This window comes from Streptomyces sp. NPDC036984, assembly GCF_055607665.1.
This window is the reverse complement of sequence record NZ_JBVJRL010000012.1, coordinates 66,388-79,841: the sequence shown is the minus strand read 5'-3', so window position 1 is coordinate 79,841 and position 13,454 is coordinate 66,388. Positions and strand designations below refer to the sequence as shown.

The window sequence follows — 13,454 nt, the reverse complement described above, 5'->3', positions numbered from 1 at the left end:
GCCTCCTTCACGCGACTCCCCGAAGCCTACGGGCAGGAGTAGGGTCGGCGGCGAAACCCGGAGGTGAGGGGGACGCCATGGGACAGCTGCGGGGTGCCGTCGGCGCGCTCACGACGGTGCGAGTCACCGCCATCGCCAGCCTGACACCTCTGGAGGAGCTGGAGGCCGACCCCTTCCTCGTTGACTCGCGCAGCCAGCACGCGATGTGCGCCCGCTGGGCCGCCGAGCGCGGTTATGTGATCGCGCGGGAACTCCTCGTCGGCGGACTGCGTTTCGACCATTGCGCACTGTGGGACGGCGTCCGGCCCGGGGTGGACGTGTTCGTCGCGCCCAGCCTCCGGGTGCTGCGCCGGGCCCTGTCGTCGGTGGAGGAGTTCACCGCCGAGTGCGCGCGCCGGGGGGTGCGGGTCGAGACGGTTGGGCGGGCCGAGCCGTCGTACGACGCGCAGATGAAGGCACGGGTGCACCGGAGGCTGTCGATGCCGACGGCGGGGTACGACGGCCGCTGACGCCACCGGCCCGCCCGAGCGGGCATGTCCCGGTGTGACAAGGTGGAGCCCGGCCCGGCCCGGGCGGTCGGGCGAAGCGGCATGGGCTTCTTACCGCCGGCACGGCGGGAGAGGGCCGGGACGTGAGGTGTACGGGGCGTGCGAGGCGTACGGTGGCGGCGGATCGCCAGTCAGATCGGTCGGAGCGTCTCCGTGTGGGCGGTCTCCACGCTCACCATGCTGGTCCTCGCCGGGCTGCTGCCCGACTTCCAGCTCCAGTCCGCCGACGGCGACAGCGCCACCCGCATCGCCGTCACCGCCGCCTCGGGGGCCGGTGCCTTCGGCATCCTCTCGGCCGTGGTCTGGCCGCTCCTGGTCCGTCTGCTACTGCTCGTGCCCGCCTTCGTCCTCGGCCTGCTGGTCTTCTTCCTCAACGGTTCCCTGCTGCTGCTCGCCCTGCGCATCAACCCCTCCGGCCGCGGCGAGGCCGCCCCGGAGACCGCGGTCATCGTGGCCGCCGTGATGTCCGCCGTCGCCTCCGCCACCGGCGCGGCCCTCGCCGTCCGCGACGACGAGACCTACCGGCGCCGCCTGCACCGCCTCGCCACCCGCAACCGCCGCGCCCAGCCGCCCTGCCCCAGCGCCCCCGGACTGGTCTGTGTCCAGCTCGACGGCGTCGGCCACGACGTCCTCACGGACGCGGTCCGCAAGGGCCTGATGCCGACGGTCGCCCGCTGGCTGTCCACCGGCGACGGCACACAACCGGTCGGCGGCGCCGTACAGCCGACGGGCGACGGCCCAGGGCCGGCGGACCACGGCATGGACGCGGCGGGCGACCGCGGCCGGCCCGCCCACCGGTCCCCTCACCGGCTCGCCCACCGGCCCACCCACCGTCTCACCCCCTGGCGCACCGACTGGTCCAGCCAGACCGGCGCCAGTCAGCTCGGCATCCTGCACGGCAGCACCTTCGACGTGCCGGCCTTCCGCTGGTACGAGAAGGACCGGGGCGAGGTGATGGTGTGCAACCGGCCGACGAGCGCCGCCGAGCTCCAGCGCCGGGCCGCCCTGCGCACCGGCGACGGCGGACTGCTCGCCGTGGACGGCGCCAGCCGCGGCAACCTCTTCAGCGGCGGCGCCGGCGAACAGGCCCTCGTGCTGTCCATCGCCACCCGCCGCCGCGGCCGGGCGAACCGGTCCCGCGCCGGCTACTTCGCCTACTTCTCCGACCCCGCTGGCGCCGTCCGCACCGCCCTGTCCTTCGTCGCCGAGGTGGCCCGCGAGATCGGCCAGTCCACCCGCGCCCGCGTCCGGGGGCAGCGACCGCGCGTGAGCCGAGGCGGCCTCTACCCCTTCGTCCGGGCCTTCGCCACCGTCGTGGAACGGGACGTCGTCGTCGCCGCGGTCATGGGCGACATGCTCGCCGGCCGCACCGTCGTATACGCCGACCTCGTCGCCTACGACGAGGTCGCCCACCACTCCGGCCCGTGCAGCCGCGACGCCGAGAAGGTCCTCCAGCGCCTCGACCGGTCCCTCGCCCTCCTCGAACGGGTCGCCGAACACGCCCCCCGCCCCTACCGGATCGTCGTCCTCTCCGACCACGGACAGAGCCCCGGCGAAACCTTCCGCACCCGCTACGGCCTCACCCTCGGCGACCTCGTCCGGGCCGGCTGCGGACTGCCCGTCCCGCGCCGCGCCGGCCACACGCGTAGCGGCGCGGAAGCCCGCGCCGCCGTCCGCGCCGCCCTGCACCGGCCGGTGGAGGAGGAGGGCGAGCACCACCGCCCTGCCCGCGGCCGGGAACCGATCGTGCTGGCCTCCGGCAACCTGGGCCTGGTCTCCTTCCCCGACGTCCCGCACCGCATGACCAAGGAGGAGATCGACGCCCGCCACCCCGCCCTGCTCACCACCCTCGCCAACCACCCCGGCATCGGCTTTCTGCTGGTGCGCAGCGCGGAGCACGACGGCGTGGTGCTGGGCGCCCACGGCGCCGAGATCCCGCTGGCCGAGCTGGACGACGAAGCCGGCCCGCTGGCCCGCTTCGGCCCCGGCGCCGCCGACGCCGTGCGCCGCACCCACTCCTTCCCGCACACCGCCGACATCATGGTGAACTCCGCCCTCGACGCCGCCGACGGCGAAGTCCTCGCCTTCGAGGAGCAGATCGGCTCCCACGGCGGGCTCGGCGGCGCCCAGTCCCACCCGTTCCTGCTCTCCCCGCGGGAGCTGTCCGCGCCGGTCGCCGACGGGGAAGAACTCGCCGGCGCCGAGCACATCCACCGCGTACTGCGCCGCTGGCTGCGCGAACTGAACGGCCCACAGATCCCCGTGGCCACCGCCGAGGAGGAGCGGGCGGCCTGAAAACCGGCTGCGCCCGCACGGCGCACCTCCCACACTGTTCGAGTCGTACGTCGCTCGAACACCACTGAGGAATGCCCGCCTTGCAGGCTGCCGTCACCGTCACCCCCGCCCGCGTCCCCGACCTCCTCCTCGGACTCGCCACCGTCCGGCCCGTCTACCTCTGGGGCGCTCCCGGGATCGGAAAGTCCTCGCTGGTGCGGGAGTTCGCCGCCTCGCTCGGTCTGGAGTGCGTGAGCCTGCTCGGCACCCAGCCGGCCTCCGAGGACCTGATCGGCGTGCCGCAGATCCGCGACGGACGCTCCGTGTTCTGCCCGCCGGAGGCGATCGCCCGGGACGAGCCGTACTGCCTGTTCCTGGACGAGCTGAACGCGGCCACCCCGGATGTGCAGAAGGCGTTCTACTCCCTGATCCTGGACCGCCGCATCGGCAGTTACGAGCTGCCCGCGGGGTCCATCGTCATCGGCGCCGGGAACCGTGCCACCGACAACGCCCTGGCCCGGCCGCTCGCCTCCGCCCTGGTCAACCGGCTCGCCCACGTCCACCTGGAGGTCTCCGCCGCGGACTGGCTGGCCTGGGCCGCCGGCAACGGCATCCACCCGTGGATCGTGGACCACCTCACCGACCGGCCGGACCACCTGTGGTCCAAGCCGCCCAAGACCGAGGAGCCGTTCTCCACGCCCCGCTCCTGGCACATGCTCTCCGACGCCCTGCACTCCTTCGGCCCCGACCTGGACGAGCCGACCCTGACCGTCCTCGCGCACGGCACGCTCACCCCCGCGCACGCGACCGCCTTCTGCGGCTACGTCAAGGTCGTGCGCAGCCGGTACGGGATCGAGGCCATCCTCAACGGCGACGCCCGCTGGCCGCACCGCTTCCAGGGCCGCGACCTGCTGTACCACCTCGCCGAGTCCTTCCGCGGCCGGCTGGTGAAGGAACTGCCCGGGTGCACGGACGCGGCGGTACGGTCCTCCAGCCCGGCATCGACCTGCTGCACCGGGCCGAGGACTTCCCGCCCGCCGCGCCGGTGCTGGTCATCACCGACGGCTGGTGCGATGCGCTGCGGGTGCGCCGGGAACGCGCCTATCTGATTCCGCAGGGAAGTCACCTGCCGTTCACGCCGCGTGGGCCGGTCTTCAGAGTGCGATGAGCCCGAATGTGATCGGATAGGAGATCCGGGAACCCCGGAACCGCGACACTCGCGAAAGGAAGCATCGTGGCCACCACGCGCACCGCACACACCGTCTGGGAAGGCGAACTGCTCTCGGGCAGCGGCGTCGTCACCTTCGACTCCTCCGGCATCGGCTCGCAGCCGGTGTCGTGGCCGTCGCGCGCCGAGCAGGCGAACGGCAAGACCAGCCCCGAGGAGCTGATCGCCGCCGCCCACTCCAGCTGCTTCTCCATGGCGCTCTCGCACGGCCTGACCGGCGCCGGCACCCCGCCCACCCGGCTGGAGACCAAGGCCGACGTCACCTTCCAGCCCGGCGAGGGCATCACCGGCATCCACCTCACCGTGCGTGGCGCGGTGCCCGGCCTGGACGCGGAGGGCTTCGCCTCGGCCGCCGAGGACGCCAAGAAGAACTGCCCGGTCAGCCAGGCCCTGACCGGTACGACGATCACCCTGACGGCCGAGCTGGCCTGACGCCGGACGGCACCGGATGCCGCGCCCCGCCCCGGGGCGCGGCACCGGCATGCCGGGACGCCTCAGCCTGTACGGAACGAACGCGATCAGCACCGTGCCGACGCGGCGCCCCTAGTAGTGCTTCGTCGGGTTCCAGCCGTGGTTCTCCTTGCGCTGAGAGGGCGGCCGCAGGTGGCGCATGCGCCGGTCCAGCACCTCAGCAGGTCCTGGATGACGTCCAGGACCTGGTAGAGGGTCAGGCGGGCATGTGTGCTTTTTCGCCGTGGCCTGCACCACTTGGAAGTCCGCACCTGGCGCGGCCGGCAACAGGAACAGCTCCCACTCCAGCGGGCACGATGCGGTGTCGGTGGCCGCGTGGACGCTGACCGCGACGTGGCAGTTCGCCCGCTTGCCCAACGCTCCGCAGTACTGCCGGGCCAGCCCCCAACGGCTCGATCCGCGCCCACTGCGCATCTGTTCGCGGCACACCCGGACTGACGACCGACTGATCCAAACGAACCTGCCAAGCCCTCGTACAGCGTGACGGCGCCGGGTCGGGAGCCGTTTACGATGCCGGACCCGACTGACGGCCGAAAGGTGATGGCCCGCAGATGTCAACGGGGCCTGTCCGGCCAGCCAGGGCCTAGTTCCGGACATTCAGTCGGTACATCCCCGGCCGCGCCGGGGTCGCTCCTACGATGAGCGCTCTGTGGCGCAGGTTGGGTCAGGAGCGCTCGGTTCTCCGGGGGGAGGGAGCCAATTTTGCTTTGTGTATACCGGTATGTCCTGAGAGGCGCAAAGCAGTGAGTGTGTAGTCACGTCCTGGACGTGACATCAGCGCCGTGCCGCGCCGGGGCCCAGTCGGCAGCAGCGTCTCCGGAACGACTCGGAGAGTCCTGAATGCCCTCGCCCGCGGCCTCTCCGTGTGTACACCGCCATTCCGACGCTTCGTTCCCCTGCGCCCGAACGCCGCCCAAAAGCCCCGCCTGCCCCGCCTTCCACACCGTTCACCTGACCATCCTGCCCGTCCCCACTCCCAGACGAGGACGTGGACGGGACTGCCAAGGACGGATTCGGACACATGACCACGCAACAGACCACATCACTTCTCGTCGGCCTCGCCATCATGGTGCTCCTGGCGCGCGTGCTCGGCGCACTGGCACGCCGCCTGGGCCAGCCCGCAGTGATTGGCGAGGTCCTCGCCGGCATCGCGTTGGGACCGACCCTTTTCCACGGGGCCATATCGGACGCACTCTTTCCCGACACCACAAGGCCACTGCTCGGTGCCCTCGCCGCGGTCGGCGTCGCAGTCTTCATGTTCATCGTCGGACTCGAGTGGGACGTGGCACTGATCCGGGGCAGCGGGGCCATCGCCCCCGCCGTCTCCATCAGCTCCATCATCCTGCCGTTCGGACTCGGCACGGCTCTGGGCCTCTACCTGATGGACAATCACGGCAGCGGTGACAAGACAGCCTTCATGCTGTTCATCGGCATCGCCATGTCGATCACCGCGTTCCCCGTGCTGGCCCGCATCCTCACCGACCGCGGGATGACCCGCACACCCCTGGGTGTGGTGGCGCTTGCCTGTGCCTCGATCGACGATGTCCTAGCCTGGTCACTGCTCGCCGCCGTCGTCGCCATCAGCGGATCAGCAGGCCCCGACCAGTGGCGCATCCTCCTCGCCATTCCCTACCTGCTCGGCATGCTGTTCGTGCTGCGCCCGCTCCTGCGCCGGTGGGCGGACCGTCAGGCGTCGCTGAGGCTCAACCCGACGGTCTTCGCGTTCATCCTCGCCGGCCTGCTGCTGTCGGCTGCCGCCACCGAGTGGGTCGGCCTGCACTACATCTTCGGTGCGTTCCTCTTCGGTGCCATCCTTCCGCGCTCCGGTACCGAGCGGCTCCGCCATGACGTGCACGAACGTCTGGGCCAGATGAGCAGCACCCTGCTTCTGCCGGTGTTCTTCCTGGTTGCCGGCCTCCGGGTCGACCTGTCCGGGCTCGATGCGGGTGGGCTCGGTGACCTGGGGCTGATCCTGCTGGTGGCCGTGGGCGGAAAGTTCATCGGCGCGTTCGCTGCCGCCCGCCTGAACCGTATGCCGCTGCGGCAGTCCGCCGCGCTGGCCACATTGATGAACACACGTGGCCTCACCGAACTGATCGTCCTGAACGTCGGTCTGCAGATGGGCTTCCTCCAGCAGAAGCTCTACTCGCTCATGGTTGTCATGGCTGTGGTGACCACCGCGATGGCGGGTCCGCTGCTGACCTGGCTTCTGGGCCGGCCGACCTCGAACGACCTCATCGACCCCGATCTCGACACCGCACCCACCGCCGACGTCGCCGGGGCCACCGGCAAGCACGGCCAAGCAACAGGCTCCACAACCTGAAGCCAAGCCGGTAGTACCGTGACCCGGCTGTCCCGGCTCCGCTGAGAACCGGGACAGCCGCGAAGGCGATGCGGGGCAGGCGCCCCTACAGGAGTGTGGTCATGAGCGCACGTCGGTGCAGACGGCCGGGAGGGTGGCGCACACCGCGTCCAGGACACTGGCGTACGGTGTGCCGAAGCCGGTCAGCCGCGTCCGCAGCTGCTCCAGGCCGTCGCGGTACTCGGTGAGCAGGCCGGTGTCGCCGGTCCGGGCGGTGAACTCCAGCACCGCCGGGAGGAAGTCCGGCAGCTCCTCGCCGCTGAACTCCAGGCCGTGCCGGCGGTAGAGGTCCTTGAAGCGGACCAGGGACATTCCGCGCCGCCGGGTGTCTCCGTCGTGCCAACAGCTCAGGTAGAGGCTGTGCCGGTTCCTGAAGTCGAAGACCCGCACGTAGTGGGCGGCCAGTTCCGGTTGTGGGGTGAGGGCCGCGTGGTCGGTGAACGCCCGCAGCTGCGGGGCGGCCTCGCGCAGCAGCGGCAGCCGGGCGATGAGGTCGTCGTCCGGGTAGGTCAGGCAGAGGGCCGCCGCCTGGTAGAGCACCGCGTCCGAGGGCATCAGGCCTCCTTCGCGTCGTCGGACGTCTGCCGCCTGCGCAGCAGGTGGAAGTTCTCCACCGGAAGAAGCGTGCGGCGGGCAGCAGGGCCGCGCCGGGCTCCCCGGGCGGTATCCGCGTGTCGCTCACGTGCGCTCCCTGGGTTTCACCCCGTACTCAGAACCTAGGGGCGGCCCGGAAAACGCACCTGTTCGCAGACCCGTACGGGTCACCCGGGCTCAGAGCCCCTCGCGGTGCTCCCGCAGCAGTTCCAGCGTGCGCCGGGCGGACGCGGCCCGGGCCGTCATGTGGTCCAGGACCTCCAGATGCGCGGCCACCTCCCGGCGCGAGTCCAGGTAGAGGGCGCCGGTCAGATACTCGGTGAACACCATGTCCGGCAGCTCCGGCTCGGCGAACCGGAACAGCGTGAACGGCGCGTACGTCCCCGGATGCGGGCCCGCGGCGAACTCGGCGACCTGGAGGGTGACCCGGTCCCGCTCGGCGTACACCAGCAGCCGGTCCAGCTGATGCCGCAGCACCTCGGGCCGCATGCTCACCGGGCGCCTGAGCACCGTCTCGTCCATGATCACCCACAGGTGGGGCGGGTCGTCCCGCTCCAGCAGCCGCTGCCGTTCCATGCGCAGCGACACATGCCGCTCGATAGACTCGGGCGAGGTCTGCCCGATCGTCCCGGCCTCCATCACCGCCCGTGCGTAGTCCTCGGTCTGGAGCAGGCCGGGTATGAAGTGCGGTTCGTAGGAGCGGATGATCCGGGCGGCGCCCTCCAGACTGACGTACAGGCTGAACCAGTCCGGCAGCACGTCGTGGAAGCGCTGCCACCAGCCCGGCTGGTTCGCCTCCTCGGCGAGCCGGACGAACGCGTCGGCCTCCTCCTCGGCCACCCCGTAGGTGGTCAGCAGCACCTGCACGTAGGGGATCTTCAGCGCGACCTCGGCCATCTCCATCCGCCGTACGGTCGCCGACGCCACGCGCAGCACCCGGGCGGCCTCCTCGCGGCTCAGCCCGGACGCCTCCCGCAGCTCCTGCAACCGCTTGCCGAGCACCACCTGACCCACGGTCGGCGCAGCCCGCCGCTCACTCACGCCACGCCCTCCCCTGTGCGCCGACGTACGCGGGCAGCAGTCTGTCACGTGTTGCCGTCTCGCACACGTGCCCGAGGCAACGAGATGCCCAAGAAGTCGATCAACCGGCCAGGGCGTGCAGGTACGTGGCGGTCGCCGGGTCCGCCGGCAGGAACGTCTCGATGGCGAGCTCCGCGACCGTGACGTCCATCGGGGTGTTGAACGTGGAGATCGAGGACACGAACGACAGGGTCCGGCCGGCGTGCTCGATGCGCATCGGCAGCGCGAAGTACGGCACGGGCTCGGCCGGTTCGGCACCGGCTGGCTCCTCGGGCACCGGGTAGGCCGCCACCTCCTCGTACAGCGCGCGGAGCCGGTCCGAGCGGTGCAGGGCGATCTCCCGCTCCATCTGGGCCAGCAGATGCCCGCGCCACTGCGGCAGATTGCGGATGCGCGGCGCCAGGCCCTCCGGGTGCAGGGTCAGCCGCATCGCGTTCGGCGCCGGGCGCAGCAGCTTCTCCGGCACGCCCTCCAGCAGCATGGCGATACCCCGGTTCGCGGCGACAACCGTGTACCCGGCGTCGACCACCAGCGCCGGGTAGGGCTCGTAGCCCCGGATGAGGCGCTCCAGGCCGTCGCGCAGCGCGTCCAGCGCCGGATCGTCCAGCGGCGTCTCCGGATAGCACGGAGCGTAACCGGCCGCGAGCAGCAGGGCGTTGCGTTCCCGCACCGGCACGTCCAGCCGCTCGGCCAGCCGCAGCACCATCTCCTCGCTCGGCCGGGACCGCCCGGTCTCGATGAAGCTGATGTGCCGCGCGGAGGAGTCGGCGCGCAGCGCCAGCTCCAGCTGGGAGATCCGGCGCCGCTCCCGCCAGGCGCGCAGCAGCGGGCCGACGCCCTTGCCGGTGACGGCGGCGGACGCGGTCGGACCGGACGCGACGATCGTCATACCGCCGACCCTAGTCGAGGACGGCGCGCCGGAAGGAGCCGGTGGTCCGGCCAGGGGTGCCCGGGACGCGTCGGCGCACCGCCCGCGCCACCGGCGTGGCAGGCTGAACCCGTAGCGGGTACAAGCCCGCAGGGGGACATGCACCGTACCGTCACGGAGGGAGTCCGGCCATGGCCGTCGAACCGCTGTCGCAGAAGGAGATCGAGGACCGGCTGGCCGAGCTGCCCGGCTGGTCGGTGGACGGCGACCGCCTCACCCGCTCCTACCGGCTCGGCTCGCACTTCGCGGCGGCGGCGCTGGTCGTGCACATCGCCGGCATCCAGGACGAGCTGGACCACCACTCCGACCTCACCCTCGGCTACAACACCGTCTCCCTCAGCGTGAACACCCACAGCGCAGGCGGTGCCGTCACCGGGAAGGACTTCTCCCTCGCCCGCAGGGTGGAGGACATCGCACCAGGTCACGGGGCACACTGAGCGACGTGCTCGACTACGAGAAAGAAGCCGGTGAATACGACCTCTCCCGCGGCGGCGAGGCCCGCGCCGAAGCGGCCGCGCAGGCCGTCCTCGGCCTGATACCCCCGGGGCCGGGCCGCCTGCTCGACGGCGCCTGCGGCACCGGGATCGTCACCCGGCGGCTCGCCGCCGCCCGTCCCGGGCTGCGGGTGACCGGTACGGACCTCACGCCGGCCATGGTCCGCATGGCCTCGGCTCGGCTGCCCGGCGCGATCGTCCGGGCCGACAGCCGCCGACTGCCGTTCCGCGACGGCACGTTCGACGCGGTCACCACCGTCTGGCTGCTGCACCTGCTGGACGACCCGGAGGACGTGCGCGCCGTCGTCGCCGAGTGCGCCCGTGTGCTGCGGCCCGGCGGGGTGTACGTCACCACCGTCGACAAGGCCGCCGCGCACGACGTCGGCAGCGACATCGACGCCGTTCTCGCCACCCGCCCGCGCCGCCGTGCCGCCGACGCCGCCGGGACCGTGACCGCCCTGGCCGCCGGGCACGGACTCCGGCCGGCCGGCCACGGCTCCTTCCGCGGTACCGGACAGGGCCGCAGCCCGCGCGGCACCATCGCCGACCTGGCCCGCGGCTGGTTCACCGTGCTGCCGCCGGGCGAGCCGCGCACCGAGGAGTTCGCCGCGCGCCTGGCCGGGCTCCCGGACCAGGACCGCCCGCGCCCCGACCCGCACTTCAGCGTCCGGGCCTTCCGGAAACCGGCGGCCGGCGAACTTGCCGGCAACTCCCGGGCGAACGGCGGCGACTGACGGAGGACCTTGTCCGATCACCTTCGACGGCAGGCCGGATGACGCACCCGCACCGCAGGTGCCTGCCCTCGCCGCCCGGCCGGTCAGGTGACCGTGCAGGTCGCGCCGCCCAGCCTGAACGACGTCGGTTTCGTGTTCGTCCCCGACCAGTCGCCGGTGAAGCCGAAGGCCACCGACGAGCCCGCTGCCACGGTGCCGTTCCAGGTGATGTTCTTCGCCGTCACCGAGGCACCCGACTGGGTGTAGCCGGCGTTCCACAGCTGGGTGACCTTCTGGCCGTCCGGGAACGTCCAGTCGAGGGTCCAGCCGTTCCAGGTGGTCGAGCCGGTGTTGGTCAGCTGCACGTCCGCCTGGAAGCCGCCCGACCACTGGTTGGTGATCTTGTAGGTCACGGCACAGGCGCCGGTGGGCGTCGGGGTCGGGTCCGTACCACCGTCCCCGCCACCGGTGTCGGAGGTGTCGCCGTAGACGACGCCCCGGCCGTTGGTCCCGATGTACACGCGGCCGTACACCCGTGGATCGCCGGTGATCGTGGCGCCGGTCCAGCCCCACCGGTGCGCGTCGTCGTTGATGCGGGTCCAGCTCGCGCCCTTGTCGGTCGAGCGGAAGATGCCGCGCACTGCGCCGATCTTCGCGCTGGTGTAGAGCGTCTGGTACGAGGCGCCGGTCGCCGCCTTGCCGAAGCCGATCGTGTCGGCCTGCTCGACGTTCGGCAGCTTGGCGAAGCTCGCGCCGCCGTCCGTGGAGTGCCACAGGCCGTACGCGCCGTCCGCCGACCCGCCGGCCAGCCATACGTCACCCCTGGTGCCGGGCAGCGCCTTGAAACGCACGCTGTCCCCGCTCGGCAGACCGGTGGCGGACGAGGCGGTGAAGGTCGCGCCGCCGTCCGTACTGACGTAGAACTTCCCGGACTTGAAGCCGTAGAAGGTCTTCGGATCCACCCGGTCCGACTCGACGAGCGCGCCGGACGGGATGCCGCTCGACGCCGACCAGGACGTGCCGAAGCCCGTCGTGTGCTGGACGCCCGTGCCGGCCGGGCTCCAGACGAACCGGGTGCCGTCCGCGGCCGCCGCCACCGTGCCGCCGCCCGAGACGCCCGAAGGGTCGGTGCCGGCGAACCAGTTGGCGCCGTTGTCCGTCGAGAAGGCGATGTGCGGGCCGGAGTCCAGATCGCCCACCCGGACCACCGTGCCCGGGTTCGTCTCCGCGAAGTCCAGGCTCGTGGTCGTCGTGAACGCCGGGGACGTGTACATCATCGACGGCACCTCGGCGAGGTCCGTGTGCCGGAAGCCGCCGACGTCGCCCAGCGCGCTGAACAGCACGGCGCCGCCGGAGGGCGGTGCGGCGAGGTCGTTCACCGCCGTCTCCTCCAGGCCCCGCACCATCGGCTTCACCGTGAGCGTGCCGCCGCTGTCCCACTCGGCCAGATTCTCGGTGCCGTAGATCGTGGCGCCCGTCCCGTACATCATGCGGGAGGAGTTGAACGGGTCGATCTCCAAGGCCTCGGTCATCCAGCCCAGTTTCGGGGTCTGTTCGGGTGGGGACGGGTTCGCGCCGAAGGCCAGCCAGGGTGCGGAGGACACGTCCATCGTGTACCGGTTCGAGCGGTTCGGGTACGACGTGTAGTCCCAGGCTTTCGTCCAGGTGGCGCCGCTGTCCGTGGACCGGAAGAGCTGGGTGTCCGGCCACCAGGAGGAGTAAGCCGTGGCCATGACGGTGGACGGGTGCTGACGGTCGACCGTCAGGCCGCTGAAGCCGTAGTAGGTGTCCCCCTCCGCCACCGGGCTGATGTCCGTCCAGGTGCCGGTCGCCGTCGCGTACCGCCCCAGCCGGCCCTTGCCTCCGTCGTACGGGCCGCCCTTGTCGCTGTACGCGACATAGAGGAACCCGTTCTTCGTGTCCAGGACTCCCCTGTGCGGCAGGTACCCGGTCGGCTGGCCCGCCAGCCGGGTCCAGGTGGCGCCCGCGTCCGTCGAGCGGTAGACCGCGTTGTCCTTGTCGGCCACCCCCACGTAGATCGTCTTCGTCGCGTTCCCGGACGTGCCCGTCGACTCGTCGAAGGTGACCCAGACGACGCCCTGGTTGTCGCTCGCGTACCCGCTCGTATCGGTAGGATCCTGCTGGTAGTTGCCGGGGTTGGGGAAACTCGTCACCTGCGACCAGGTCGCCCCGGAGTCCGTCGACCGCCACAGGCCCTTGCCGCTGGGCGCGCCCAGGTACAGCACGCTGTCCTTGTTCGGGTCGATCGCGAGGCGCTCGCCCATGCCCCGGCCCGGCATGTTGCCGCCCAGCTTGAACGGCAGGTCCGCCTTCTGCCAGCTCGCCCCCCGGTCCGCGGAGCGCAGGACCGCGCCGTTGGCCGGATCCCAGCTGTTGGTGTACGTCCCGACGGCCGCGTACACCTTGTCCGGATCGACCGGGTCGGAGGCCAGGCTGACGACACCCGTGTGTCCCCAGTCGTTCCAGCCGACCGAGTCCAGCAGCGGGGTCCAGGTCTTCGTCGCCTCCTGCCAGCGGTAGGCGCCGCCGATGTCGGTGCGGGCGTAGACCAGGTTCTTCTCGGTGCGGTTGAACACGATCCCGGGGACGAAGCCGCCGCCGTCGATCCGGGCGTTGTGCCAGGTGTAGGTGTCCGCGGCGACGGTCACCCGAGGGGCGGACGCGGCCAGTGCGGACGGGGTGCCGGCGAGCAGGCCGGCGGTGAGGGCCAGCACGGCGGTGAGGATGCGGGTTCTTCGCAT

General features: G+C 71.7%; 11 protein-coding genes and 1 pseudogene. 7 read left to right on the top strand and 5 right to left on the bottom strand.

What is annotated here, in order from left to right; all coding sequences use genetic code 11:
• The first annotated feature begins 77 nt into the window (after positions 1 to 77).
• The 4 genes from ACZ7DL_RS22285 to ACZ7DL_RS22270 all read left to right on the top strand — a co-directional run bounded on the left by ACZ7DL_RS22285 (position 78) and on the right by ACZ7DL_RS22270 (position 4,482).
• The gene (locus tag ACZ7DL_RS22285) at positions 78 to 509 is read left to right on the top strand and encodes a hypothetical protein (RefSeq protein ID WP_470776247.1); all 432 of its coding nucleotides are present in this window, start codon (positions 78 to 80) and stop codon (positions 507 to 509) included.
• Positions 510 to 647: 138 nt separating this feature from the next.
• Entirely contained in the window at positions 648 to 2,843 is a 2,196-nt protein-coding gene (locus tag ACZ7DL_RS22280; RefSeq protein WP_470776245.1) for a phage holin family protein, read from the top strand.
• A gap of 80 nt (positions 2,844 to 2,923) precedes the next feature.
• Positions 2,924 to 3,931 carry an ATP-binding protein gene (locus tag ACZ7DL_RS22275; protein ID WP_470776526.1) on the top strand — a complete coding sequence of 336 codons (1,008 nt, stop codon included), beginning with the start codon at positions 2,924 to 2,926 and terminating at the stop codon, positions 3,929 to 3,931.
• 125 nt (positions 3,932 to 4,056) lie between these two features.
• A complete protein-coding gene (locus tag ACZ7DL_RS22270) occupies positions 4,057 to 4,482 on the top strand; it encodes an OsmC family protein (protein ID WP_470776243.1) in 426 nt (141 codons plus the stop codon).
• Between the two features lie 253 nt (positions 4,483 to 4,735).
• Here the strand turns inward: ACZ7DL_RS22270 and ACZ7DL_RS22265 are convergent.
• Positions 4,736 to 4,920 (bottom strand): annotated as a pseudogene (locus ACZ7DL_RS22265) (transposase); the annotation flags it as partial.
• A gap of 622 nt (positions 4,921 to 5,542) precedes the next feature.
• Between ACZ7DL_RS22265 and ACZ7DL_RS22260 the strand changes: the two are divergent.
• Positions 5,543 to 6,844 carry a cation:proton antiporter gene (locus tag ACZ7DL_RS22260; RefSeq protein ID WP_470776241.1) on the top strand — a complete coding sequence of 434 codons (1,302 nt, stop codon included), beginning with the start codon at positions 5,543 to 5,545 and terminating at the stop codon, positions 6,842 to 6,844.
• A gap of 99 nt (positions 6,845 to 6,943) precedes the next feature.
• Here the strand turns inward: ACZ7DL_RS22260 and narJ are convergent, their stop codons facing one another.
• The 3 genes from narJ to ACZ7DL_RS22245 form a co-directional block, all read right to left on the bottom strand.
• Positions 6,944 to 7,438 carry a nitrate reductase molybdenum cofactor assembly chaperone gene (gene narJ / locus ACZ7DL_RS22255; RefSeq protein WP_470776240.1) on the bottom strand — a complete coding sequence of 165 codons (495 nt, stop codon included), beginning with the start codon at positions 7,436 to 7,438 and terminating at the stop codon, positions 6,944 to 6,946.
• Positions 7,439 to 7,654: 216 nt separating this feature from the next.
• Positions 7,655 to 8,518 (bottom strand): helix-turn-helix domain-containing protein, encoded by an 864-nt coding sequence (locus ACZ7DL_RS22250; protein ID WP_470776238.1) that lies wholly within the window; start codon positions 8,516 to 8,518, stop codon positions 7,655 to 7,657.
• A gap of 100 nt (positions 8,519 to 8,618) precedes the next feature.
• A complete protein-coding gene (locus ACZ7DL_RS22245) occupies positions 8,619 to 9,446 on the bottom strand; it encodes a helix-turn-helix domain-containing protein (protein ID WP_470776236.1) in 828 nt (275 codons plus the stop codon).
• Between the two features lie 170 nt (positions 9,447 to 9,616).
• Between ACZ7DL_RS22245 and ACZ7DL_RS22240 the strand changes: the two genes are divergently transcribed.
• Together ACZ7DL_RS22240 and ACZ7DL_RS22235 are read left to right on the top strand one after the other, a co-directional pair.
• A complete protein-coding gene (locus tag ACZ7DL_RS22240) occupies positions 9,617 to 9,922 on the top strand; it encodes a 4a-hydroxytetrahydrobiopterin dehydratase (RefSeq protein ID WP_470776234.1) in 306 nt (101 codons plus the stop codon).
• Positions 9,923 to 9,927: 5 nt separating this feature from the next.
• Positions 9,928 to 10,713 (top strand): class I SAM-dependent methyltransferase, encoded by a 786-nt coding sequence (locus ACZ7DL_RS22235; protein ID WP_470776232.1) that lies wholly within the window; start codon positions 9,928 to 9,930, stop codon positions 10,711 to 10,713.
• An 83-nt stretch (positions 10,714 to 10,796) separates the two neighbouring features.
• Here ACZ7DL_RS22235 and ACZ7DL_RS22230 read toward each other — a convergent pair whose 3' ends face one another.
• A complete protein-coding gene (locus ACZ7DL_RS22230; RefSeq protein WP_470776231.1) occupies positions 10,797 to 13,454 on the bottom strand; it encodes a cellulose binding domain-containing protein in 2,658 nt (885 codons plus the stop codon).

Excerpts from the sequence above, each read along its gene's own strand:
- ACZ7DL_RS22240 (WP_470776234.1), top strand. The coding sequence starts at position 9,617 with ATGGCCGTCGAACCGCTGTCGCAGAAGGAGATCGAGGACCGGCTGGCC.
- ACZ7DL_RS22285 (WP_470776247.1), top strand. The coding sequence starts at position 78 with ATGGGACAGCTGCGGGGTGCCGTCGGCGCGCTCACGACGGTGCGAGTC.
- narJ (WP_470776240.1), bottom strand. The coding sequence starts at position 7,438 with ATGCCCTCGGACGCGGTGCTCTACCAGGCGGCGGCCCTCTGCCTGACC.
- ACZ7DL_RS22260 (WP_470776241.1), top strand. The coding sequence starts at position 5,543 with ATGACCACGCAACAGACCACATCACTTCTCGTCGGCCTCGCCATCATG.
- ACZ7DL_RS22245 (WP_470776236.1), bottom strand. The coding sequence starts at position 9,446 with ATGACGATCGTCGCGTCCGGTCCGACCGCGTCCGCCGCCGTCACCGGC.
- ACZ7DL_RS22230 (WP_470776231.1), bottom strand. The coding sequence starts at position 13,454 with ATGCGAAGAACCCGCATCCTCACCGCCGTGCTGGCCCTCACCGCCGGC.